Source organism: Arthrobacter sp. GW460-12-1-14-TSB2, from assembly GCF_059423525.1.
The window spans coordinates 152,747-176,043 of the sequence record NZ_JBWKYC010000001.1; the positions used below are offsets into that span (position 1 = coordinate 152,747).

At 65.7% G+C, this 23,297-nt stretch carries 17 protein-coding genes; 11 read left to right on the forward strand and 6 right to left on the reverse strand.

Annotation, left to right across the window (positions count from 1 at the left end; genetic code table 11):
* Positions 1–178: 178 nt before the first annotated feature.
* From polA to rpsA, 3 genes are all read left to right on the forward strand, one after another.
* Complete coding sequence (gene polA, locus AC07YR_RS00755; protein WP_494733017.1) at positions 179–2,821, forward strand: DNA polymerase I; 2,643 nt, start codon at positions 179–181, stop codon at positions 2,819–2,821.
* 76 nt (positions 2,822–2,897) lie between these two features.
* Positions 2,898–4,187 carry a GNAT family N-acetyltransferase gene (locus tag AC07YR_RS00760; RefSeq protein WP_055805963.1) on the forward strand — a complete coding sequence of 430 codons (1,290 nt, stop codon included), beginning with the start codon at positions 2,898–2,900 and terminating at the stop codon, positions 4,185–4,187.
* 218 nt (positions 4,188–4,405) lie between these two features.
* On the forward strand, positions 4,406–5,881 hold the full coding sequence (gene rpsA / locus AC07YR_RS00765; protein ID WP_011691911.1) for a 30S ribosomal protein S1: 1,476 nt from the start codon (positions 4,406–4,408) through the stop codon (positions 5,879–5,881).
* A gap of 110 nt (positions 5,882–5,991) precedes the next feature.
* Here the strand turns inward: rpsA and AC07YR_RS00770 are convergent, their stop codons facing one another.
* From AC07YR_RS00770 to AC07YR_RS00780, 3 genes are all read right to left on the reverse strand, one after another.
* Positions 5,992–6,420 (reverse strand): DUF1810 domain-containing protein, encoded by a 429-nt coding sequence (locus tag AC07YR_RS00770; RefSeq protein WP_494732798.1) that lies wholly within the window; start codon positions 6,418–6,420, stop codon positions 5,992–5,994.
* Positions 6,421–6,498: 78 nt separating this feature from the next.
* Positions 6,499–7,053, reverse strand: a complete 555-nt coding sequence (locus tag AC07YR_RS00775; protein ID WP_436057626.1) for a GNAT family N-acetyltransferase — start codon at positions 7,051–7,053, stop codon at positions 6,499–6,501.
* A complete protein-coding gene (locus AC07YR_RS00780; protein ID WP_436057627.1) occupies positions 7,040–7,726 on the reverse strand; it encodes an IMPACT family protein in 687 nt (228 codons plus the stop codon). Before AC07YR_RS00780 ends, AC07YR_RS00775 begins: the two co-directional genes overlap by 14 nt.
* Positions 7,727–7,796: 70 nt before the next feature.
* Between AC07YR_RS00780 and coaE the strand changes: the two genes are divergently transcribed.
* The 4 genes from coaE to AC07YR_RS00800 all read left to right on the forward strand — a co-directional run bounded on the left by coaE (position 7,797) and on the right by AC07YR_RS00800 (position 13,923).
* Positions 7,797–9,062 (forward strand): dephospho-CoA kinase, encoded by a 1,266-nt coding sequence (gene coaE, locus AC07YR_RS00785; RefSeq protein WP_436057628.1) that lies wholly within the window; start codon positions 7,797–7,799, stop codon positions 9,060–9,062.
* Positions 9,063–9,102: 40 nt separating this feature from the next.
* Entirely contained in the window at positions 9,103–11,184 is a 2,082-nt protein-coding gene (gene uvrB / locus AC07YR_RS00790) for an excinuclease ABC subunit UvrB (RefSeq protein WP_436057629.1), read from the forward strand.
* Between the two features lie 164 nt (positions 11,185–11,348).
* Positions 11,349–12,377 (forward strand): TerC family protein, encoded by a 1,029-nt coding sequence (locus AC07YR_RS00795; protein ID WP_055805948.1) that lies wholly within the window; start codon positions 11,349–11,351, stop codon positions 12,375–12,377.
* 112 nt (positions 12,378–12,489) lie between these two features.
* Positions 12,490–13,923 carry an MFS transporter gene (locus AC07YR_RS00800; RefSeq protein ID WP_494732799.1) on the forward strand — a complete coding sequence of 478 codons (1,434 nt, stop codon included), beginning with the start codon at positions 12,490–12,492 and terminating at the stop codon, positions 13,921–13,923.
* Here the strand turns inward: AC07YR_RS00800 and AC07YR_RS00805 are convergent.
* Genes AC07YR_RS00805 through AC07YR_RS00815 form a run of 3 tightly spaced genes read right to left on the reverse strand, consistent with a single transcriptional unit; the run spans position 13,909 to position 18,350 of the window.
* Complete coding sequence (locus tag AC07YR_RS00805) at positions 13,909–15,252, reverse strand: alpha/beta fold hydrolase (RefSeq protein ID WP_494733018.1); 1,344 nt, start codon at positions 15,250–15,252, stop codon at positions 13,909–13,911. The genes AC07YR_RS00800 and AC07YR_RS00805 overlap by 15 nt on opposite strands.
* Before the next feature lie 31 nt (positions 15,253–15,283).
* A complete protein-coding gene (locus tag AC07YR_RS00810) occupies positions 15,284–15,784 on the reverse strand; it encodes a GNAT family N-acetyltransferase (RefSeq protein ID WP_494733019.1) in 501 nt (166 codons plus the stop codon).
* A 19-nt stretch (positions 15,785–15,803) separates the two neighbouring features.
* The gene (locus AC07YR_RS00815; protein ID WP_494732800.1) at positions 15,804–18,350 is read right to left on the reverse strand and encodes a DEAD/DEAH box helicase; all 2,547 of its coding nucleotides are present in this window, start codon (positions 18,348–18,350) and stop codon (positions 15,804–15,806) included.
* Positions 18,351–18,460: 110 nt separating this feature from the next.
* Here AC07YR_RS00815 and AC07YR_RS00820 point away from each other — a divergent pair, with 110 nt between their 5' ends.
* From AC07YR_RS00820 to AC07YR_RS00835, 4 genes are read left to right on the forward strand one after another with little or no spacing between them, the layout of a single operon-like run.
* The gene (locus tag AC07YR_RS00820; protein WP_436057632.1) at positions 18,461–19,237 is read left to right on the forward strand and encodes a trans-aconitate 2-methyltransferase; all 777 of its coding nucleotides are present in this window, start codon (positions 18,461–18,463) and stop codon (positions 19,235–19,237) included.
* 39 nt (positions 19,238–19,276) lie between these two features.
* The gene (locus AC07YR_RS00825; RefSeq protein WP_436059324.1) at positions 19,277–21,013 is read left to right on the forward strand and encodes an ABC transporter ATP-binding protein; all 1,737 of its coding nucleotides are present in this window, start codon (positions 19,277–19,279) and stop codon (positions 21,011–21,013) included.
* Positions 21,010–22,905 (forward strand): ABC transporter ATP-binding protein, encoded by a 1,896-nt coding sequence (locus AC07YR_RS00830; RefSeq protein WP_436057633.1) that lies wholly within the window; start codon positions 21,010–21,012, stop codon positions 22,903–22,905. The genes AC07YR_RS00825 and AC07YR_RS00830 overlap by 4 nt, the downstream gene beginning before the upstream one ends.
* A complete protein-coding gene (locus tag AC07YR_RS00835; protein ID WP_436057634.1) occupies positions 22,902–23,282 on the forward strand; it encodes a GntR family transcriptional regulator in 381 nt (126 codons plus the stop codon). The genes AC07YR_RS00830 and AC07YR_RS00835 overlap by 4 nt, the downstream gene beginning before the upstream one ends.
* The last annotated feature ends 15 nt before the right edge of the window (positions 23,283–23,297 follow it).

The window sequence follows — 23,297 nt, forward strand, 5'->3', positions numbered from 1 at the left end:
TGCCCCTCTTTCTGCAGGCACTGCAGCAGACGTCCTACCCGCAACCGAGTCCACTTCCGTGGCTGTGGCCAAGCCCGCCCGGAAAACCACACGTACCGCGGAGCCGGTTTCCGCCACCGTGGCCCCCGTGATTCCCATCACCGACCAGCCCCGCCTCCTCGTGCTGGACGGCCACTCCATGGCGTTCAGGGCGTTCTTCGCCCTGCCTGCGGACAAGTTCTCCACCGCTTCGGGGCAGCACACCAACGCGATCCACGGTTTCACGTCCATGCTCATCAACCTGATCAAGGAGCAACAGCCCACCCACGTCGCCGTGGCCTTCGACGTCTCGGACGAGACCACCCACCGGAAGGCCGAGTACAGCGAGTACAAGGGCGGCCGCAATGAGACGCCCCGGGAGATGAGCGGCCAGATCGACCTCATCGACAAGGTCATGGGTGCGTGGGGCATCAAGACCATCAAGATGCCCGGCTACGAAGCGGACGATATCCTGGCAACCCTCGCCGCCATGGGCGAAAAGGCCGGCTACGAAGTGCTGCTGGTCACGGGCGACCGCGATGCCTTCCAGCTGATTACGGACAACGTGTTCGTGCTGTACCCCAGGAAGGGCGTGAGCGACATTCCCCGGCTGGATGCCCCTGCCATCCAGGACAAGTACTTCGTCACACCGGCCGAATACTCCGACCTCGCCGCCCTGGTAGGGGAGTCGGCGGACAACCTCCCGGGGGTGCCCGGCGTCGGCCCCAAGACGGCCGCCAAGTGGATCAACCTTTACGGCGGGCTGGAAGGCGTGCTGGAACACCTCGACTCGATCGGCGGCAAAGTTGGCGACGCCCTGCGCGAGAACGTGGAGTCCGTCAAGCGCAACCGCCGGCTGAACAGGCTCCACACCGACCTGGAGCTTCCCGTGACCCTGGACGACCTTGCCGAGCCGCGGCCGGACCAGGCAGCCCTGGAGCAGTTGTTCGACGAACTGGAGTTCAAGACCATCCGCACCCGCCTCTTTGCCCTCTACGGGAGCGACGACGTGGACCTCGCCGAACGGGAAAGCCTGGACATTCCGGAGTACGCCACGCCGGCCGGAGCAGCCGAGCTGACCGCGTTCCTGGCGGCAGGCGCCGGGCACCGGTCCGCCCTCGCCGTCGACCTCGTTCCGGGACGGATCGGGGAGGACGCCGCCGCGCTGGCAATCGTCCGGGACGGAGCCGCCGCCTACATCGACCTTTCGAGCCAGGATGCCGAGGCCGAAAACGTACTGGCCGCGTGGCTGCGCGACCCCGAAGCGCCCAAGGTGATGCACGGTTTCAAAGCCGCCCTGAAAGCGCTGACCGCCCGCGGCCTGGAACTTGAAGGCGTCGTGGACGACACCTCGATTTCCGGCTACCTCATCCAGCCCGACCGCCGCACCTACGAGCTCGCGGAGCTGGCGCAGCACCACCTCAACATCGAAATCTCTCCCGCCGTTGCGAAGGCCGGACAGCTGGAGCTGGCGTTCGACGGCGACGACTCGGCAGCGGCCGGCGAACTTGTCCACGCCGCCGCCGTCGTCCAGACGCTCAGCCGCTACTTTGAAGCGGAGCTGAAGGAGCGCAAGGCGGAGGAACTGCTCTCCACCCTTGAGCTGCCGGTCAGCAGGGTGCTGGCTGACATGGAGCTCGCCGGCATTGCGATCGACATGCAGCGGATGGATGAGCAGCTGGCTGACCTGGCCAAGGTGATCGACAACGCCCAGGAGCTTGCGTTCGCCGCCATTGGCCACGAGGTCAACCTGGGATCGCCCAAACAGTTGCAGACCGTCCTCTTCGAGGAACTGCAGCTGCCGAAGACGAAGAAGATCAAGTCCGGTTACACCACCGACGCCGCCTCGCTGAAGAATCTGCTGGAAAAGACCGGGCACGAATTCCTGGTGCAGCTGATGGCCCACCGCGAGTCCTCGAAGCTGCGCCAGATGCTGGAGTCGCTCAAGAAGTCCGTGACCGAGGACGGCCGGATCCACACCACGTACGCGCAGAATGTCGCCGCCACCGGACGGATCTCGTCCAACAACCCCAACCTGCAGAACATCCCCATCCGCAGCGAGGAGGGCCGCCGGGTCCGCGGCATTTTCGTGGTCAGCGACGGCTATGAATGCCTCCTGTCCGCGGACTATTCGCAGATCGAAATGCGGATCATGGCGCACCTCTCGGGGGATGAAGGCCTGATCCAGGCATACCGGGACGGCGAGGACCTGCACCGGTTCGTGGGATCGAACATCTTCCACGTGCCCACCGACCAGGTCACCAGCGCCATGCGTTCCAAGGTCAAGGCGATGTCCTACGGCCTTGCCTACGGCCTGACGTCGTTCGGGCTCTCCAAACAGCTGGAGATTTCCGTTGACGAGGCCCGAACCCTGATGAAGGAGTACTTCGACCGCTTCGGAGCCGTCCGCGACTACCTGCGCGGCGTGGTGGATCAGGCCCGGATCGACGGGTACACCGCGACCATCGAGGGCCGCCGGCGGTACCTGCCGGACCTCACCAGCACGGACCGGCAGCTGCGCGAAAATGCGGAACGCATCGCGCTGAACTCACCGATCCAGGGCTCGGCGGCAGACATCATCAAACGGGCCATGCTGGGCGTGCACGCGGAACTGAAGGCCCAGGGCCTGAAATCGCGCATGCTCCTCCAGGTCCACGACGAACTGGTGCTTGAAGTTGCCCCCGGCGAGCGTGTTGCAGTGGAGAAGCTGGTCACCGAGCAGATGGGCTCCGCAGCGGACCTCAGCGTGCCGCTGGACGTCCAGATCGGCGTCGGTCCGAGCTGGTACGACGCCGGGCACTAGCAGTTTTAGGACGCGCAGGGCGCCGCCGACACGGCGTCCCGCGCGGTGGTTCATTCGGTTCAAGGGGGAGCAGCACGTGGCAGAAAAGTACGAGATCCGTCGATTCAGGGCAGCGGAGAAGGGTGTGCCCGGCTATGAGCAGGGAACCGATTGGATCCAGGCCGTGGGCTTCGGATTCCACGACACCCGCCGGAACGACGAATACGTGGACAAGATCATGGCCATGTACCGCACGGATGGACGCGAGCTGACCGGCGTCTACCAGACGGGTGCAGTGGCACAGCATTCATTGGGTGCCAGTGTCCCCGTGGCAACATTCGGCACGCTCCGCCGGGAACTGAATGTCGGGTACGGCCGCCAGCTTCTCACGCACATGGTGACGGCAGTGACCGTGCGCGGAACCCACCGGCGTCAGGGCCTTTTGCGCCGAATGATGACCGAAGACCTTACCGCGGCGAAGGCGGACGGCCTGGCGATTGCCGCGCTGACCGCCTCCGAGGGCTCCATCTATGGGAGGTTCGGCTACGGCGTCGCAACGTTTGAGCGCAGCATCAAGGTGGATACCGGACCACGGTTCGATCTCCGCCACCAGCCCTCCGGCACGGTGGAGATCGCCGACCGGAAGGTGCTCCTCGAACTGGCCCCTGAAGTGTTCGAGCGCGTGCACCGCCACACTCCTGGTTCCATCGTCCGGCAGGATGCCTACCGGCAGAACATCTCCGGAACCGTGGGCCGCGACGGCAACGAAGATGAAGCCATCAAGTGCGCGTTGCATTACGACGCTGCCGGAGCAGTGGATGGCTACGTCTCGTATAAATTCGCCGGCTGGGACACCAAGCCCTACACGGTGGAAATCGTGGACCTGGTGGCAGCAACGGATGATGCCTACCTGGAGCTCTGGCAGTTCCTGGGCAGCATCGACCTCATCCAGCGTGTCAGCTGGGCGGACGCACCGGTGGACGATCCTCTGGTGTGGGCGCTTGCGGACCCGCGCTGCGTCGAAGCCTCCGACCACCGGGATATGCTCTGGCTCCGGATCCTGGACAGCGTTCAGGCGCTCGGTGCCCGCCGATACTCCGCAGGCGGACGGCTGGTCCTGGAGCTCGAAGATGCCCTGGGATTCGCCGGCGGAACGTTCATCCTTGACGTCAGCGGCGGCGAGGCCAGTGTCTCGGGAGCACAGGCAGGGGCGCGCCCCGACCTGTCGATGGACGTGGCCGATCTCGCCTCCATCTACCTCGGCGCCGTGTGTCCGGTGACGTTGAAGGCGGCGGGGCGGATTCGGGAACACACGTCCGGTGCCGCACTCCGGGCAAGGCTCATGTTCGCCGTCGAACGCGCGCCCCACTGCCTGACGCATTTCTAAAGGGGTTTCGGGCCGCCGTTCCCGCCCCTGTCGCTTTGACCGGCGTTGGACGGTGCGACTAGAATAAACGGGCGTGTACTACGTGCGCGTATCTAGAATCCACAAATCAGGATGAACCTGGCAGAACCATGCGTTCTGCCAACATCCGCGCACTCGTCAATACGGGTGGGCGGCGGTCCGCCTGACCGACTAACTATCCACAACGGAGCCCCTACTACATGACCATCACCTCCACCGAGAAGCCCGGTACCCCCGTAGTCGCGATTAACGACATCGGTACCGCTGAGGACTTCCTCGCAGCAGTCGACGCCACCATCAAGTACTTCAACGACGGAGATCTCGTCGAAGGTACCGTCGTCAAGGTCGACCGCGACGAAGTTCTGCTCGACATCGGTTACAAGACCGAAGGTGTCATCCCCTCCCGCGAGCTGTCCATCAAGCACGACGTTGATCCCGGAGACGTCGTCTCCGTTGGCGATCAGGTCGAAGCCCTGGTGCTCACCAAGGAAGACAAAGAAGGCCGCCTGATCCTCTCCAAGAAGCGTGCTCAGTACGAGCGCGCCTGGGGCGACATCGAGAAGGTCAAGGAAGAAGACGGTGTCGTCACCGGTACCGTCATCGAGGTTGTCAAGGGTGGTCTTATCCTCGACATCGGTCTGCGCGGCTTCCTGCCCGCATCCCTCGTCGAGATGCGCCGTGTGCGCGACCTTGCTCCGTACATCGGTCAGCAGATCGAAGCCAAGATCATCGAGCTGGACAAGAACCGCAACAACGTTGTGCTGTCCCGCCGTGCATGGCTCGAGCAGACCCAGTCCGAGGTCCGCTCCACGTTCCTCAACAAGCTGGAAAAGGGCCAGGTTCGTCCCGGCGTCGTTTCCTCCATCGTCAACTTCGGTGCCTTCGTGGACCTGGGCGGCGTAGACGGCCTGGTTCACGTTTCCGAGCTGTCCTGGAAGCACATCGACCACCCGTCCGAGGTCGTCGAAGTTGGCCAGGAAGTCACCGTCGAGGTTCTCGAGGTCGACCTGGACCGCGAGCGTGTTTCCCTGTCGCTCAAGGCTACGCAGGAAGATCCGTGGCAGACCTTCGCCCGCACCCACGCCCTCGGCCAGGTTGTTCCGGGTAAGGTCACCAAGCTCGTTCCGTTCGGTGCGTTCGTTCGCGTCGAAGACGGCATCGAAGGCCTCGTGCACATCTCCGAGCTGGCAGTCCGCCACGTGGAGCTGGCTGAGCAGGTTGTCTCCGTTGGCGACGAGCTGTTCGTCAAGGTCATCGACATCGACCTCGAGCGCCGCCGCATCTCCCTCTCCCTCAAGCAGGCTAACGAGGGCGTTGACGCCGACAGCACCGAATTCGATCCGGCTCTCTACGGCATGGCCGCTGAGTACGACGAAGAGGGCAACTACAAGTACCCGGAGGGCTTCGACCCGGAGTCCAACGAGTGGCTTGAAGGCTACGAGAACCAGCGCGCAGCCTGGGAGCAGCAGTACGCTGACGCCCAGACCCGCTGGGAAGCACACAAGAAGCAGGTTGCCCAGCACGCTGCCGACGACGCTGCAGCTGCAACGTCCGGTGACAGCGATTCCGGCACCACCAGCTACTCCTCCGAGCCTGCTGCAGCCGAGACCGGTGCAGGCACGCTTGCTTCGGACGAGGCTCTTGCAGCACTGCGCGAGAAGCTGACCGGCAACTAATTTCCCGGTTTGCCCCGGACTTAAGTCCGGTGGCACCAGGCAGTTAGCAAGCTGAAGGTGGCCGTCCCCGAAAGGGGGCGGCCACCTTTTTGTCTGCCGGCAGGCTCTGCCTAGCCCAGCAGCCGATCGGTCGCAGGGTCCGCGCTTCCACCGAAGTACCGGTCGAGGACCTCCTGGAACACTGGCTCGTCAGGAGCGGCGCGCAGGAACAGCGTCATGGAGGACTGCAGCTTCCGGGCGTCGATCCCGCCGAAGATCCCGACGGCGCTGAGTCCCGTATGGGCGGCAACGGCCCGGGAGCAGTCAAGGAGCCGCGGACCAAGTAACGGGTGACCCCCGTAGGCCTTGGCCTCGGCCAGCGACGTGATGGCGTATTTCCGGGAGGTGGGGCTCTGCCCGAGGCCGGCGATCTGCGGGAAGATGAACCACATCCAGTGGCTCTGCTTCTCCCCGTCTTTTAGCTCTTCGAGGGCCCTCTGGTAGGTCCCGTTGGCATCCTGGGCCTGCACGAACCGTTCAAGGTCGAAGGGATCTTCCACCTGGTGCCTCCTCTGCTCAGTTGGACGCTGTCCATCCATCCAACCACCGGGCCGGCCTCGTGACGAGGGCTTGCGGCCTCAGCGAAGGGTGATCCGCGCCGTCACCGCTGGGCTCAACCCATCCCCGGACAGCTGCGCCCCGGCGGAGCGTAGGAGCGCCTGTGCGGCCGTGTTCCCGGCTGTGGTCTCGGCCTGCAGCACTGAGGCGCCTGCGCCCACGGCCACGGCGCAGACGAGCCTCACCGCCTCCCGGCCGATGCCCAGGCCACGGAAGCTTCGGCCCAGCCACATCCCGGTTTCCAGCGACGCCATCCCGGGCGTGGTGGTTCCGGTGCGCTTGAGCCGGATCGAGCCGGCCACCCGGCCGCCAAAACTGACAGCCCAGGATTTCTGGCCGTCCGGGCCGTCGAGGCCGGCCGCCGCAGCGCGGTGGTAGTCACGGAACCAGCCGATCCGCTCAGCGTTCCAGCCGGAGGTGGCACCCAACGGGGGAGTGACCTCGTCGGCAGCTGCTTCCGTGAGTGCGAGGTCCAGCAGCGCTGCCAAAACTTCCTCGTTGACGTCGAGCAGCTCCACACTGCCCGCGAGGGGCGGTGCGTGTTCAGAATGCGAAGACTGTTCAGAAGGGGACATCGATCCATTCCGCTTCTTCCGGCCGCAGGACGGCGCTGCCGGCTGTCAGGGACGCAAGCCGTGCGGCGGCCCGGTCCAGTTCGTCAGGCTGGTCGGCCAGGGCCACCCTGAGAACAGTGGTCCTCGCCTCGTAGCTGGTCTCCGCCATCACATAGCCGGCGGCGCGGAGGTCGTTTTCCAGCCTTCCGGCGGCGGAATGCGGAACCTCCACGGAGCAGATCCGAAGCCGGCGGCGCCGGACCAGCGGTGCCAGGTCCAGCGCGGAGGAGACCGATTCGGAATAGGCGCGCACCAGACCACCCGCACCCAGCAGGATCCCGCCAAAATAGCGGACGACGACGGCGGTGACGTCGCTCAGGTCAGTCACCCCGGGCAATGTCTCCCGCCGGAGGAGGGCCTCGAGCATGGGGATGCCGGCGGTTCCAGACGGCTCGCCGTCGTCGTTGGAGCGCTGGATGTCACGGTCCGGTCCCAGGACGAAGGCGGAGCAGTGGTGCCGGGCGTCGTGGAATTCCTTGCGCAGTCCGGCCACCAGGTTCCTTGCGCCTTCTTCGTCGCCGCTACGCCGGATCACGGTGATGAACCGCGACCGTTTGATCTCGAGTTCATGGCGGAAATCCGGCCCGGCCGCCAGGGTGGTGTAGGCAGTGGCCCTGCTTTCATCCTCTTGCACCGCCCAAGTCTAGTCCGGGGATGCGCCCACGCGGTCAGGGGTGGTGGTGGGTGGGGACTAGTCTGGTGGGGTGCTGAAGATCGGGTTGACAGGCGGCATCGCCTCGGGGAAGTCAGTTGTAGCCTCGCGTTTGCGCGAACTGGGGGCCGTCCTGGTTGACGCCGATGCCCTCGCTCGTGAGGTGGTGGAGCCGGGCACCCCCGGACTGGGCCGCGTGGTGGAAGCATTCGGGGCGGACATGCTGGCTGCGGACGGCGGGCTGGACCGGGCCCGGCTTGGCGCGCTGGTGTTTGGCGACCCGGACAGGCTCGCGGTGCTCAACGGCATCGTTCATCCCCTCGTCCGGGAGCGGGCCGCCGCGATGATTGACGCCGCCCCCGGCGGCGCCGTCGTCGTACAGGACATTCCCTTGCTCGTGGAAACGGGCCAGGGCAGCAATTTCCATCTCGTGCTGGTAGTGGATGCACCCGATGAGGTGCGGGTGCGGCGCATGGTGGCACTGCGGAACATGACCGAAGAGCAGGCCAGGTCACGGATGGCGGCGCAGGCCGCCAGGGACGACCGACTGGCCGCCGCGGACGTAGTGCTGGACAACTCCGGAAGCATTGATGAACTAAAAGCCGCCGTTGACGTCCTGTGGACCAGTCGGCTGGCCCCTTTTGCGGACAACATCAGCAAGCGGCGGGCGGCGCCGCGGACGGGCGGGCCGGTGCTTGCGCCGGCCGATCCGACGTGGGAAGCCCAAGCCGCCCGCCTCGCCGCCCGGCTGCAGGCTGCGGCTCCCGCGGACATCGTGGCGGTGGATCACATCGGCTCCACCGCCGTGCCGGGGCTTGACGCCAAAGACATTATTGACCTCCAGTTGACCGTTGCGGACCTTGAGACCGCGGACCGGATCGCGCCGCTCCTCGCCGCGGCGGGCTTTCCGCTGTGGCCGGGAGTGTTTGCCGACAGCCCGCAACCGTCGCACCCTGATCCGGCCGACTGGGCCAAGCGCCTGCACGGGAACGCCGACCCCGGCCGGCCCGTCAACCTGCATGTCCGGGCTGCGGGCTCGCCCGGCTGGCGGTTTGCCCTGTGTTTCCGGGACTGGCTCCGTGGCGATGCTGCGGCCAGAAGCGACTACCTGGCGGAGAAGCGGAGGGTCGCCGCCCTCCACAGCGTGGACAAGTCGACGGCGGGCTACGCGGCGGACAAGGAAGCATGGTTCGCGGAGCATGCCGCCGGCCGGATGGACGCGTGGGTGCAGCGCACGGGGTGGCAACCGCCGTCGTACGCAACAGCGTCAGCCACCGGTGCGGCTGCCGGCGCCGTCAGCGGTACTGCCCAAAGCTGAATTGGGGCACGTTGTCAGAGCCCGGCGGTAGATTATATTCATGAGTCTTGCCCAGGAAATCAACCGTGTCGTGGCTCCGTTCGAGGTCATCAGTGAGTTCAAGCCGGCGGGCGACCAGCCGGCCGCTATCGCGGAGCTGACCGAGCGTATCAAGAACGGCGAAAAGGACGTAGTGCTGCTTGGCGCCACCGGTACCGGTAAAAGCGCGACGACGGCATGGCTCATTGAGCAGGTCCAGCGTCCCACCCTGGTGATGGTGCAGAACAAGACCCTCGCCGCGCAGCTGGCCAACGAATTCCGCGAACTGCTCCCGAACAACGCCGTCGAGTACTTCGTGTCTTACTACGACTACTACCAGCCGGAAGCCTATGTAGCGCAGACGGACACCTTCATCGAGAAAGACTCCTCCGTCAACGAGGAGGTCGAACGCCTCCGCCACTCCGCCACTAATTCCCTGCTGACCCGACGTGACGTGATCGTGGTGGCCACCGTGTCCTGCATCTACGGCCTGGGCACTCCGGAAGAGTACATCGCCGGGATGGTGACGCTCCGCAAGGGCGCGGAGATGAACCGCGACGACCTTCTCCGGAAATTCGTCTCCATGCAGTACACCCGCAACGACATGGACTTCCACCGCGGCACTTTCCGGGTCCGCGGCGACACCGTGGAAATCATCCCGATGTACGAGGAACTCGCCATCCGGATCGAGTTCTTCGGCGACGAGATCGAGAACATCCACACGCTCCACCCCTTGACCGGCGAGGTGATCCGGGACGAAGACGAGATGTACGTCTTCCCTGCATCGCACTACGTGGCCGGACCGGAACGCATGGCCCGGGCCATCAAGCGGATCGAGGACGAACTCGCCGAACGGCTGCAGGTGCTCGAAAGCCAGAACAAGCTCGTGGAAGCCCAGCGGCTCCGGATGCGCACCACCTACGACCTCGAAATGATGCAGCAGATGGGCTTCTGCAACGGCATCGAGAACTACTCGTCGCACATTGACGGCCGCGCCCGCGGCACGGCGCCGCACTGCCTCATCGACTACTTCCCGGATGACTTCCTGCTGGTCATCGACGAGTCCCACGTGACAGTGCCTCAGATCGGCGCCATGTACGAGGGCGACATGTCCCGCAAGCGGAACCTGGTGGACTTCGGCTTCCGGCTGCCCTCGGCGATGGACAACCGGCCGCTTAAGTGGGACGAGTTCCAGGAGCGCGTGGGCCAGACCGTGTACCTCTCCGCCACTCCCGGCAAGTACGAACTCGGCAAGTCCGACGGCTTCGTGCAGCAGATCATCCGTCCCACCGGCCTGATCGACCCTGAGGTGGTGGTCAAGCCCACGAAGGGCCAGATCGATGACCTGCTGGGGGAGATCAAAACCCGCACGGCGAAGAACGAACGTGTCCTGGTTACCACCCTCACCAAGCGGATGGCGGAAGACCTGACCGACTACCTGCTGGGCCACGGCGTGAAGGTGGAGTACCTGCACTCCGACGTGGACACACTTCGCCGGGTGGAGCTGCTGCGGGAACTCCGGATGGGTGTCTTCGACGTCCTGGTCGGCATCAACCTGCTCCGGGAAGGCCTCGACCTCCCCGAAGTTTCGCTGGTCAGCATCCTCGACGCGGACAAGGAAGGCTTCCTGCGGTCCTCAACCTCCCTGATCCAGACCATCGGCCGCGCCGCCCGTAACGTGTCGGGACAGGTGCACATGTACGCCGACCGCATCACCGATTCCATGGCGCACGCGATCGACGAGACCAACCGCCGCCGTGCCATCCAGGTTGCCTACAACACGGAAAACGGCATCGACCCGCAACCGCTGCGGAAAAAGATCGCGGACATCACGGACCAGCTGGCCAAGGAGGATGCGGACACCCGCGAACTGCTGGCCGCTGCAGGGAAAACCCGGGGCAAGGGCAAGGGCGCGTCAAAGGTGCGCCAGGACGGCCTGGCGGCCGCACCGGCGGAGGACCTTGTGGGCCTGATCGAGCAGCTGACGGAACAGATGCACGCCGCGGCCGGCGAACTGCAGTTCGAACTGGCCGCCCGGTTGCGCGATGAAGTAGGGGAATTGAAGAAGGAACTGCGGCAGATGCAGGCCGCCGGCCACGCCTAGGGTAAAGTTGTTGTCACGTAGGGGAGTATCCCAAGCGCTACGATCGTCAACACGCACGGCATAGATGCCCTGCCGGGCGTAGCGGGCTGCCGTTTCAGCACCAAGTGCGCAGGCAAGCCGGAGAGACTTACACCGCATCTCTGTACCCTGCGAAAGGCATCCCTGTGCTCGAACTACCCGTCTGGTTCGAGGTCGGCTCACTCGTCGTCCTCGGCCTCATCCTCCTCATTGACCTGTTGCTGGTTGTCCGGCGCCCCCACGAACCTTCCATGAAGGAAGCCGGCCTCTGGGTGGCGTTCTACGTATCGCTCGCCCTGGTCTTTGCCGGCGCGATGTTCGCCTTCACCGGCCCGGAGTTCGGCGGGCAATTCGTTGCCGGCTGGGTGACGGAATACAGCCTCAGCATCGACAACCTCTTTGTCTTCATCATCATCATGGCGCGCTTCTCGGTGCCCCGTAAGTACCAGCAGGAAGTGCTGATGGTGGGCATCATCATCGCGCTGATCCTGCGCGGCATCTTCATCCTGCTCGGCGCCATCGTGATCGAGCAGTTCAGCTGGGTCTTCTACATCTTCGGCGCCTTCCTGCTCTGGACCGCCTGGAAGCAGGCCCAGGACGAGGGCGAGGACGAAGAGGACAAGGAAAACCCGCTGATCGCGAGGCTCCGCAAGGTGATTCCGATGTCGGAGAAGTTCGACGGCGGCAAGCTGCGCACCACGGTTAACGGCAAGAAGGTCTTCACCCCGATGCTGATCGTTTTTGTCACGATCGGCCTGACCGACCTGCTGTTCGCTGTCGACTCCATTCCGGCGATCTTCGGCCTGACCCAGAGCCCGTTCATTGTCTTCACCGCAAACCTCTTCGCCCTCATGGGCCTGCGCCAGCTGTACTTCCTGCTGGGCGGCCTGATGAACCGCCTGATCTACCTGAAGCACGCACTGTCCTTCATCCTGGCATTCATTGGCGTCAAGCTGGTCCTCCACGCAATGCACGTCAACGAACTTCCGTTCATCAACGGCGGCCATCACATCGAGTGGGCTCCGGAGATCCCGACGTTCGTGTCGCTGGCTGTCATCGTGGGCACCATCGTCGTCGCCGTGATTGCCAGCCTGGTGAGCTCCAAGGCTGCACAGTCGAAGTTGGACGCCCGTCTCGAAGAGGACGCCCGTAAGAGCATGAGCGACGCCGAGTAGTCACCGCACCGTTTCAGCTACCTGCCAGGCAACCCCGGTCACATCGTTGGCCGGGGTTGCCTGCGTCTGACGGCCCTGTTTGTCCGGGCACGGGCGGGGCTATGCTCTAGGGATGGCAAACACTTCCGGGACGGAGCCCGGCGTGCGCCACGATCAGGGGCGGACCCTGCCACGCCATACCGTCCAGCGGCGCACCGTCATCCTCCTGGGGTCGGCGCAGCTTCTCAGCGGAATCGGCACGGGAGCCACTGTTTCGATCGGCTCGCTGCTCGCGGTGGACCTCTCCGGTTCCAGCGCCTGGGCAGGCTCCGTTTCCACCGTGATGACCCTCGCCGCCGCCTTGTCCGCGCTGCCGCTGGCTTCGCTGGCGGACCGCCGCGGGCGCCTGGCCGGGCTGGTGACAGGTCTCGCGGCCGCCCTCGCCGGTGTCGCGGGCATCGTGGTTTCCGTAGTCTCCGGGAGCTTCCTGTTGCTGCTCCTGGGCACTGCCGGAGTGGGAGTCGGCACGGCCTCAAACCTGCAGGCGCGTTTCGCGGCCGTGGACCTCGCCGATGACGAGCATCGCGGGCGCTCCCTGTCCGCCGTCGTCTGGGCCATCACCATCGGCGCGGTGGCGGGACCCAACCTCATCCAGCCCGGCGCGGTTGTGGGCCAGGCAGTCGGGCTCCCGCCCATTGCCGGCCCCTTCATCATTTCCGCCGCCGGGCTTGTGCTGGCCGGTGTCCTCCTGCTCGCCGGGCTCCGGCCTGACCCGCTGCTGTTCGCCCGGCAGCTCGCGGCCGCCGGCCAGCAACCGGCAGCCCACCAACCCGCCGACCAGCAACAAGCCAGCCAGCCACCAGCCGTCACGCCACGGCGCGGCGCCCTTGCCCGGGGATTGCGCGCTGCCCGCAGCTCGCCGTCCGCCATCCTGGCGCTGGCCGCCGTCGTGGGAGCCCATGCCGTCATGGTGGGGGTGATGTCCGTGACGCCCCTCCACCTGCAGGAGCTGGTCGCCGGGCCCGGCGCGGCCGCCCACGCCGGGCACATGGCCTCGGGCGACGTCCTGGTGATCATTGGCTTCACGATCTCGCTGCACATCGCCGGGATGTTCGCGTTGTCGCCCGTGATGGGGTGGCTGACGGACAAGGCGGGACGAAAGCAGACGGTGGTCATCGGGTTCGCCCTGCTGGTCGCAGCCGTGGCCGTGGCCGGTGCCGGCCAGCGGTCAACCACCGCCGTGGCCGTGGGACTGGTACTGCTGGGACTCGGATGGTCCGCCGCCACGGTCGCCGGGTCCACGCTCCTGGCGGAAAGCGTCCGCCAGGAGGAACGCGTGATGGTCCAGGGCGTTTCGGACATGCTCATGGGAGCAGCGGGCGCCGTAGGCGGCGCGTCCTCCGGCGTCATCCTCAGCTGGGCGGGTTACCCCGGACTCAACCTGGCCGGAGGCGTGGTTGCCGGCGTCGTGCTTGCCGCCGCCGTCATGGCCCTCCTGCCCGGACGGGCAGGAGACCCCGCGGGACGGGTGTCCGGAACCGCCGCCGGCCGCTCACTTGCGGACTGAGCGCACCATTCCCAGCAGGCGCCCGAAGATGCCTTCGCCGTCGTCCGCAATGCCGTCATGGTGGAAGTCCGCGGTCTCCCAGACCTGGAGTCCGCGAACGGCGGACGCCGTTTCCAGGGAGAGGTCCCGGTCGACGTAGATGTCCTCGCTGTACACCGCGGCGGCAACGGGAACGGTGTTTGAGGCAAGCCGTTCCGGGTCGTAAAGCGGCTTCCAGTCGGACTTCTCGGCCAGCAGCCGGGCAACATTCCGCAGCGGACGGAGCGCCGCGTCCTGCTCGAAGTACCAGGGATAGACCATTTCGCCGGTCAGCAGCGGCTCGGCGGCGTCGGGGCGGAACTCGGGGAAGTCCTGGAGCACCCGCAGCGCGGCCCAGTCCGTGGCTTCCCCCTGACCGTAGATGGACTCGTGCATGAGGGCGTACAGCGGGTTCCCTGCGCGGGTGACAATGCCGCGGACCTGCTCCAGGAAGGAGTCGGAGAGGCGGTCGCCGTCGGGCGTGGCCACGAAGGCGTCCTCCAGCAGGTGGTGCAGGGTGTCCACCCTGGTGTTTCCGCCCAGGTAGGACCCCACCATCTGGAAACGCTCTACGGTGAGCCGTTGGCCGTCGGGCAGGTGCTCCTCAGTTTCGCGGAGGTGCCGGGCAATCCGGCTGACCGTAGCACGGTCCTCGGGGTACGACTTGAAGTATTCGGCGTTGCGGGCGGCCACGCGGCGGTAGGTGGCCTGGTACACCCTGTCGGCAGGTCCGTGAAGCGGCCCAAGCCCACCGGTGATGAGCGCCTCGCGAAGTCCCTCCGGAGCGAAGGAGAGGTAGCTCAGCGCGCAGAAGCCGCCGTAGCTTTGCCCGTAGATGGTCCACGGGCCGGACCCGAGGGCATGCCGGATCGCCTCGGCGTCAGCCACAATCGAATCCGCCCGGAAGTGGGTCAGGTAATCCAACTGGTCGGCGTCGTTTCCGCGGAGCGGGAGGGTGTTGCGGTCGATCGCGGCGGACAGACCGGTGCCGCGTTGGTCCAGCATGAGGATCCGGAAGTCCCTGGCGGCGGCTTTGCTCCAGCCACCGAGGGAGGGAAACCGGTTGCCCCTCCCGCCGGGGCCGCCCTGCAGGTAGAGCAGCCAGGGAAGCCTGGCGGCGTCTTCCTCGCTGTGGTCAGCGGAGACGTACTCCCGCGCAAAAACGGTGATCGTCTCCCCGGCACCCCCATTGAAGTGGTCAAGCGGCACCTCGAAAAAGTGCTCGGCCGTCCGCATTCCGCGGTACTCGTGCCGTGCTCTGACCGTGTGGGGGACAGCCGGCACATCGGCGGCAGCGGCAGCCTCCAACATCCCCACGGCAGCCAGTCCGGTCATCGGAAGATCAGCCAAGGACGTGCGCCTCACGGGCGGTCCCGAACGACTCGAGGGCTTCCCCGGTCAGCCGGAATGTTGACCATTCCTCCATGGGGAATGCGCCCAGTTTCTTGTAGAAGTTTATGGACGGTTCGTTCCAGTCCAGGACGCTCCACTCAACCCGTGCATAACCGCGGTCGACGGCGGTGGCCGCCAGGTGCTGCAGCAGCGCCTTGCCGTGGCCCTCGCCGCGCGCCTCCGGAGTCACATACAGGTCCTCGAGGTAGATCCCGTGGACACCTTCCCAGGTGGAATAGTTCAGGAACCAGAGCGCGAAGCCCCGGACCTCGCCGGCTTCGTTCTCGGCCATGGCGGCAAAGACCCTCGGGTTCTCGCCGAACAGGACCCCGGCGAGCATTTCCGGTGTGTTCCGGACGGCGTCGGGTTCCTTCTCGTAGACAGCCAGTTCGTGGATCATCTGCAGGATGACGGGGACATCTTCAACGGTGGCGGGCCGGATTGCACTCATCATTCGAGTTTACTAGCGACTACAGCCGGTTCACGTCCGTTACCCGGACCACTGCGGTTCCGGTTTCGTCGGAGGCCTCCAGGTCCACCTCCGCCGAGATCCCCCAGTCGTGGTTGCCGGCGGGATCGTCAAAGATCTGCCGGACCTTCCACTTCCCCGGCTCTTCGGTGATGATCAGCAGGCCCGGCCCCCGGGCGTCCGGTCCCGTGCCTATGTCGTTGTGTTCGTCAAAGTAGTCGTCCAGGACGTCCTCCCAGCGGTCGGCGTCCCAGCCGGCAGCGGCGTCGAGTTCGCCGAGCTCCGTGGCCGCCTCGTCGGCGAAAAGCTCCACGCGCCGGAACATCTCGTTGCGGACCATCACGCGGAAGGCCCGGATGTTGGACGTCAGCGACGGCGGCGGGGGCGGGGGAGCGTCGTGCGGCGTCGGTGCGGCGCCGGAGGTCAGCTCCTCCCATTCGTCCAGGAGGCTCGAATCGACCTGCCGGACCAGCTCGCCCAGCCAGGCAATCAGGTCCTCGAGGTCCTCCCGCAGGGAGTCCTGCGGAACCGTCTGGCGTAACGCCTTGAAACCGTCGGCGAGGTACCGCAGCACAATGCCCTCGGAACGCGCCAGCCCGTAAAACTGGACGAATTCGCCGAAGTTCATGGCCCGCTCGTACATGTCCCGGACCACGGACTTGGGGGCAAGCTCGAAGTCGCCGATCCAGGGTGCGGCCTTTCGGTAGACGTCGAAGGCCTCGCCCAGGATTTCCGCGAGCGGCTGGGGGTAGGTGACGTCCTCCAGCATGGCCATGCGCTGGTCGTATTCAATGCCGTCGGCCTTCATGGCGGCGATGGCTTCGCCGCGGGCCTTCTTCTGCTGGGCAGACAGGATCTGCCGGGGCTTTTCCAGCGTGGATTCGATCACGGACACCACGTCCAGGGCGTACGACGGCGACTCCGGGTCCAGGAGCTCGAGCGCGGCCAGTGCAAACGGCGAGAGCGGCTGGTTCAGCGCGAAGTTGGCCTGCAGGTGGACCGTGAGCCTGACGGTCCTGCCATCGGGGCCCTGTTCCTCGGGCGGAATCCGCTCCACCACTCCGGCGGCCAGAAGTTCCCGGTAGATGCCCAGGGCCTTCTTCATCAGCTGCAGCTGGGAACTGCGGGGTTCGTGGTTTTCCGTGAGCAGCCGCCGGGCGGCCTTGAACGGGTCACCGGGCCGTTCCATCAGGTTCATCAGCATGGCGTGCGTGACGGTGAAGCTTGACGTCAGCGGGTCCGGGACGGAGTCCACCAGACGGTTATAGGTGGGCTCGCCCCAGGACACGAAGCCCTCCGGCGGCTTCCGCCTGACCACCTGGCGGAGCTTCTTCTGGTCATCGCCGAATTTGGCAGTGGCCTTGGCCATCGCCTTGACGTTTTCGATCACGTGCTCGGGAGCCTGCACCACCACAGTGCCGGCGGTGTCGTAGCCGGCCCTGCCCGCGCGCCCCGCGATCTGGTGAAACTCGCGCGAGTTCAGCAGCCGGGTGCGGACGCCGTCGTACTTGCTCAGGGCGGTGAGCAGGACGGTGCGGATGGGCACGTTGATGCCCACGCCGAGTGTGTCCGTCCCGCAGATGACCTTGAGCAGGCCGGCCTGCGCCAACTGTTCCACCAGCCGCCGGTACTTGGGCAGCATGCCGGCGTGGTGCACGCCGATGCCGTGCCGCACCAGCCGGTTCAGGGTCTTTCCGAAGCCGGCCGCGAACCGGAAACCGGCAATGAGTTCCGCGATCTTGTCCTTCTCCTCGCGGGTGCAGACATTGATACTCATCAGGTTCTGCGCGCGGTCGATCGCCTCAAGCTGGCTGAAATGGACCACATAAACCGGGACCTGTTTTGTGGAGAGCAGCTCCTCCAAGGTCTCGTGGACCGGCGTCTGCTCGTAGTAGTAGTGCAATGGAATCGGGCGTTCAGCAGAACTGACGGTCGTCGTCTGACGCCCCGTCAACTCGGTGAGGCCGGTCTCAAAGCGGCTGACGTCACCCAGCGTGGCGGACATCAGCAGGAACTGCGCCTGCGGGAGCTCCAGCAGCGGTACCTGCCAGGCCCAGCCCCGCTGGGGGTCGGAGTAGAAGTGGAACTCGTCCATGATCACTGCGCCCAGGTCCGCTCCGGCGCCCTCGCGCAGGGCGATGTTGGCAAGGATTTCAGCGGTGCAGCAGATAATGGGGGCGTCCTGGTTGACCCCGGAGTCACCCGTGATCATGCCGACGTTTTCGGCCCCGAAGATCTCGCACAGGGCGAAGAACTTCTCCGAGACAAGGGCCTTGATGGGAGCCGTGTAGTAGCTGCGGTCGCCCCTCGCCATGGCCTGGAAGTGCGCGGCGATCGCCACCAGGGACTTGCCCGAACCCGTCGGAGTGGCCAGAATGACGTTGTCCCCGGATGCCAGCTCCATGATGGCTTCATCCTGGGCGGCGTAGAGGGACAGTCCGCGGCTTTCCGTCCATTCGACGAAGCGGGTGTAGAGCTCGTCCGGATCATGGTCCGTCCCGCTGGAGGTGCGTTCGGCCGGGACAGGGAGCTGCTCAACGAGTTTCATTGCTTTCAAGCTTAGTGCCCGCCGCCAATGGGTGGTTCTTCCTTGGTCGCGGGGCCGGGCCGGGCTAGGCTCGGCCTGACGGCAACAGCACGAGTCATTGGAGGGCGTCTTTGAAGTGGGATCCTGCGAAGTATGTGGAGTTCGGGAACCATCGCGACAGGCCGTATTTCGACCTCACAGCCCGGGTCCTTGCTGAGAAGCCCCGGCACGTGGTGGACCTCGGCTGTGGCCCCGGCAACCTGACGGCCACCCTCGCAGAGCGCTGGCCCGAGGCCGACGTCGTGGGAATAGACTCCTCCGCCGAGATGCTGCGGCAGGCAGCGGACCAGGCGCGGTCCGGCAACCTTTCCTTCGCGCTGCAGGACATCACCGAATGGATGCCCTCGGAACAAACGGACGTGGTGGTGTCCAACGCGGCCCTCCAATGGGTCCCCGGCCACGCCGCCTTGCTGGCCGGCTGGCTCGAGGCACTCAGGCCCGGCGCCTGGTTCGCCCTTCAGGTTCCCGGAAATTTCCGTTCGCCCTCGCATGTGCTGATGAGGCAACTCGCCGAGTCCGGCCGTTGGAAGGATACGCTCGGCGGCATCCTGCGCCACGACGACGCAGTGGCTGAACCCGCCGGGTACCTGAACATCATGCTCGACGCCGGCTGCGACGCTGACGCCTGGGAGACCACCTACCAGCAGGTTCTCCACGGACCGGATCCGGTCCTGGAATGGGTCAGGGGTGCAGGACTGCGGCCTGTGCTGTCGGCGCTCGCCCCGGCCGAGGCCGCGGAATTCGAAGCCGAATATTCGGCGCTGCTCAGGGACGCCTATCCTGCCACCGCCCACGGCACCGTCTTTCCGTTCCGGAGGATCTTCGCAGTCGCGCGGAAACGGGGCTGACATGCCGTCCCGGCGGGGGGAGGTGCGGTGCTCCGAGGCATGATGCTGCGGCTGCTCGCCGAGCATAAGCCGGTGGTGCTGGCCATCGTGCTGCTGCAGCTTGTCCAGACCACGGCCAACCTGTTGCTGCCCACGCTCAATGCCGCCGTCATCGATGACGGAATCGTCAAGGGGAACACCGACCTTATCCTTCGGCTGGGCGGCTGGATGGCCGGAATAGCCGCCGTCCAAGTGGCGGCTGCCCTTGCTGCCGGGTACTTCAGCGCCAACGTGGCCATGAAACTCGGCCACCAGCTCCGCAAGGAACTCTTCGCCAAAGTCCAGTCGCTCTCCTCACAGGAGGTCGGCGCCTTCGGCGTACCCAGCCTGGTCACCCGTGCCACCAATGATGTCCAGCAGATCCAGGCGCTGGCCGTGCTGGTCTTCACCATGCTCGTGGCCGCTCCCGCAATGGGAATCGGCGGAATCGTGCTGGCCCTCAACCAGGACGTGGTGCTGTCCGGCATTGTGGTGGCCATCATTCCCGTGCTGGTGCTCATCATGTTCGTGATCGTGCGCCGGCTCGTGCCCCTGTACCGGGAGGGCCAGGTCCTGATCGACCGCATCAGCAGGGTGCTGCGCGAACAGATCATCGGAGCCAACGTCATCCGCGCCTTCGTCCGCCAAGCGCACGAGGCGCACCGCTTCGCCGTCGTCAACCGTGGACTGACCCGCAACAACCTGCAGTCAGCGCTGCTGGTGGCAACGATGCTGCCGCTGATCATGATCGTGGTGAACCTGTCATCGGTGGGCGTGGTGTGGTTCGGCGGCCACCGGATCCAGGCCGGGGATATGCAGCTCGGCTCGTTGACGGCCTTCATCGCCTACATCCTGCAGATCCTCATCGCCATCATGATGGCGATGTACGTACTGATGACGGCTCCCCGCGCCGCCGTGTGCGCTGAGCGGATCCAGGCCGTGCTGGACACCCGGCCCGCGATCGCGGATCCGCCGATTTCCCGGGCCGGACTGCCGCACGCGCGGCGCACCCCCGGCGGAACGGTGGAATTCCGCAATGTCACTTTTGCCTACCCCGGAGCGGAAGCAGCTGTGCTGGACCGCATCAGTTTCACTGCTTCGCCGGGCACAATCACCGCCATCATCGGTTCCACGGGCAGCGGAAAGTCAACGCTGCTCAACCTGTTGCCCCGGTTCCTGGAAACCACTTCCGGGGAGGTGCTGATCGGCGGCCACAACGTCAAATCACTTCCGCTGCATTTCCTGCGGGACAGCCTGTCTCTGGTGCCCCAGCGTGCCTACCTCTTTTCCGGTACCGTGGCAGAGAACCTGAGGATAGCGGCCCCGGAAGCCAGCGACGACGACCTCCTTCGCGCGCTCCGCACCGCCCAGGCAGAGGACTTTGTGCGAGACCTCCCGGACGGTATCCATAGCCCCGTAAGCCAGGGGGGAACAAACCTTTCCGGCGGGCAGCGCCAACGGCTGTGCATCGCCCGCGCTCTGCTCCGGGACGCTCCCGTGTACCTTTTTGACGACAGCCTTTCGGCGCTGGACTACGCCACGGATGCCCGCCTCCGCCAGGCCCTCGTCCCGCTCACGCACCGGTCCACCGTCATCATCGTGGCGGAGCGCATCGCCACCATCCTTGACGCCGGACTCATCCTGGTGCTGGACCAGGGCAGGCTCGTTGCCCAGGGGACGCATACCGAACTCATGCGCACCTCGACGGTCTACCAGGAAATCGCCGCCTCTCAGCTCGCGTTGGGAGGCCGGCTATGAGCACAGCCACCACAAACACGACAACACCGACAACGGCGGTGGCCGGAGCGGGTGCGGGTGCCTGGGCCGCCGGGAGGCGCCTCCTTGGACTGCTCCGGCCAGTTAAATGGCGCATGCTCGCAGCTGTGGGTGCCACATGTGCGTTTGTTGCGCTCAACGTGTCGGCCCCCAAGCTGCTGGGTGACGCCACCGACGTCGTGGTTGAAGGTGTTTTTGGAGGGACCTTCAACGAACAGCAGCTGGCCGCACTGCTGGTGATCGTGGCGGTGATGTATATCGGTGCGTCGGTGTTCAGCTGGGTCCAGGGAGCGGTCACCGCCCTTGCGGTGCAACGGGTGAGCTACGGGCTGCGGGCCGCGGTGGAGGACAAACTGGCGAGGCTACCGTCCGCGCATTTCGACGAGCAGCGGCGCGGCGACGTCCTCAGCCGGGCAACGAACGACGTCGATAACATCTCGCAGGCAATGAACCAGTTGCTGAACCAGCTGATCCTGTCGGTGCTGATGCTCCTCGGCGCGTTGTCCATGATGCTGTGGCTTTCGCCGCTCCTGGCGGTCATTGCCCTGGTGACCGTGCCGTTTTCCACGGTGGTGACTGTGTTGATCGCCCGCAGGTCCCAGGCGCACTTTTCCGAGCAGTGGACCACCACGGGTGAGCTCAACGCGCACCTGGAGGAGTACATCACGGGGCACGAGGTTCTTAAGGCTTTCGGCCGGCAGGGGATGGCCACCGAGGTCTTCACTAACAGCAATGACAGGCTTTTCCGGACCAGCGCACGTGCCCAGTACGTTTCCGGCGCCGTGCAGCCCCTGCTGGTGTTTGTTTCAAATCTCAATTACATTGCGGTGGCCGTGGTGGGGGCCCTGCAGGTCACGACAGGTGCCATGACCATCGGCGGGGTCCAGGCTTTCATCCAGTTCAGCAGGCTTTTCAGCCAGCCGATCGGCCAGATCGGCGGCATGCTGACCCTGATCCAGTCCTGCGTGGCGTCGGCTGAACGCGTGTTTGCCTTGCTGGACGCGCCGGAGATTCCACGCGACGGCACGGGTGAGGACACGGCCGAGGCCGACCCGCCCGACGCCGGTCCGGCCGAGGCCGGTCCAGACGGCGTTACCGGTGGCGTCACCGCCGGCCGGGTGGTGTTCGACGCCGTCACCTTCGGCTACAGCCGTGACGTGCCGGTGGTCAAAGAACTGTCCTTCACCGCCGAACCCGGGCAGACCGTCGCGATCGTGGGCCATACCGGTGCGGGCAAGACCACCATGGTGAACCTGCTCATGAGGTTCTATGATCTCGACTCCGGCCGGATCACCATTGATGGCGTAGACATCACCGGGCGCTCCCGCGACGAGCTGCGCTCCCTGATCGGAATGGTGCTGCAGGACGCCTGGGTGTTCACCGGCTCCATCAGGGAGAACATTGAATACGGCCGTCCCGGCGCGAGCGAGGCAGACATTCTCGAAGCTGCCGAAGCAACCTTGGTGGACCACTTCGTGAGGGCCCTTCCGGACGGCTATGCGACCGTGCTGGGCAACGACGGCGACACCCTGAGCCAGGGCCAGCGGCAGCTCATCACCATTGCCCGCGCCCACCTCGCCGGCCGGAGCATCCTGATCCTGGACGAGGCGACGAGCTCCGTCGACACGCGCACAGAGGTGCAGATCCGGCAGGCAATGCAGCGGCTGAGGCGGGGACGGACCAGCTTCGTCATCGCCCACCGTTTGTCCACCGTGCGGGACGCTGATCTAATTCTGGTCATGGACCACGGACGAATCGTAGAGCAAGGGAACCACCAACAGCTGCTGGCGGCCAACGGCCATTACGGCAGGCTGTACGCCGCACAGTTTGCCGGCGGGGAAGAGACCTTGCGCGCGCCGGAGTCCGGCCTGTGAGCGGCGGGCAGGAATTTCCGGGGACCTGGAAGCCGAATCAGGGCAGTACCGTGCCGCTCTTCGAACAGCTGCGGCTGAACATCATCGAACGGGCGGACAGCGGCACCCTTGCCCCCGGGACGAGGCTGCCCGCCGTGCGCAGCCTTGCCGCAGCACTGGGCGTGGCGCCGCACACCGTGGCCCGCGCCTACAAGGAACTGGAGGCGGCAGGCGTCGTCGCCACCCGCGGCAGGCACGGAACCATCGTCTGCGCCCGGGACGAGGCCTGGACCTCCCTGACCGCGGCTGCGGCCGAATTCGCCACGGCGGCAAAGGCGCAGGGCGCCAGCTTCGCGGAGGCGGTGCAGCTGCTGGCAGCCGCGTACGACGCCGAATAGGCGCCCTCAATAGAA

What these genes read in the sequence shown, in the direction of transcription:
- AC07YR_RS00825 (WP_436059324.1), top strand. Translation starts at nt 19,277, where the DNA reads ATGATGCTGCGGCTGCTCGCCGAGCATAAGCCGGTGGTGCTGGCCATC.
- polA (WP_494733017.1), top strand. Translation starts at nt 179, where the DNA reads ATGGCGTTCAGGGCGTTCTTCGCCCTGCCTGCGGACAAGTTCTCCACC.
- AC07YR_RS00810 (WP_494733019.1), bottom strand. Translation starts at nt 15,784, where the DNA reads ATGAGTGCAATCCGGCCCGCCACCGTTGAAGATGTCCCCGTCATCCTG.
- AC07YR_RS00815 (WP_494732800.1), bottom strand. Translation starts at nt 18,350, where the DNA reads ATGAAACTCGTTGAGCAGCTCCCTGTCCCGGCCGAACGCACCTCCAGC.
- AC07YR_RS00775 (WP_436057626.1), bottom strand. Translation starts at nt 7,053, where the DNA reads ATGTCCCCTTCTGAACAGTCTTCGCATTCTGAACACGCACCGCCCCTC.
- AC07YR_RS00805 (WP_494733018.1), bottom strand. Translation starts at nt 15,252, where the DNA reads ATGTTGGAGGCTGCCGCTGCCGCCGATGTGCCGGCTGTCCCCCACACG.
- AC07YR_RS00800 (WP_494732799.1), top strand. Translation starts at nt 12,490, where the DNA reads ATGGCAAACACTTCCGGGACGGAGCCCGGCGTGCGCCACGATCAGGGG.
- AC07YR_RS00830 (WP_436057633.1), top strand. Translation starts at nt 21,010, where the DNA reads ATGAGCACAGCCACCACAAACACGACAACACCGACAACGGCGGTGGCC.
- uvrB (WP_436057629.1), top strand. Translation starts at nt 9,103, where the DNA reads ATGAGTCTTGCCCAGGAAATCAACCGTGTCGTGGCTCCGTTCGAGGTC.
- rpsA (WP_011691911.1), top strand. Translation starts at nt 4,406, where the DNA reads ATGACCATCACCTCCACCGAGAAGCCCGGTACCCCCGTAGTCGCGATT.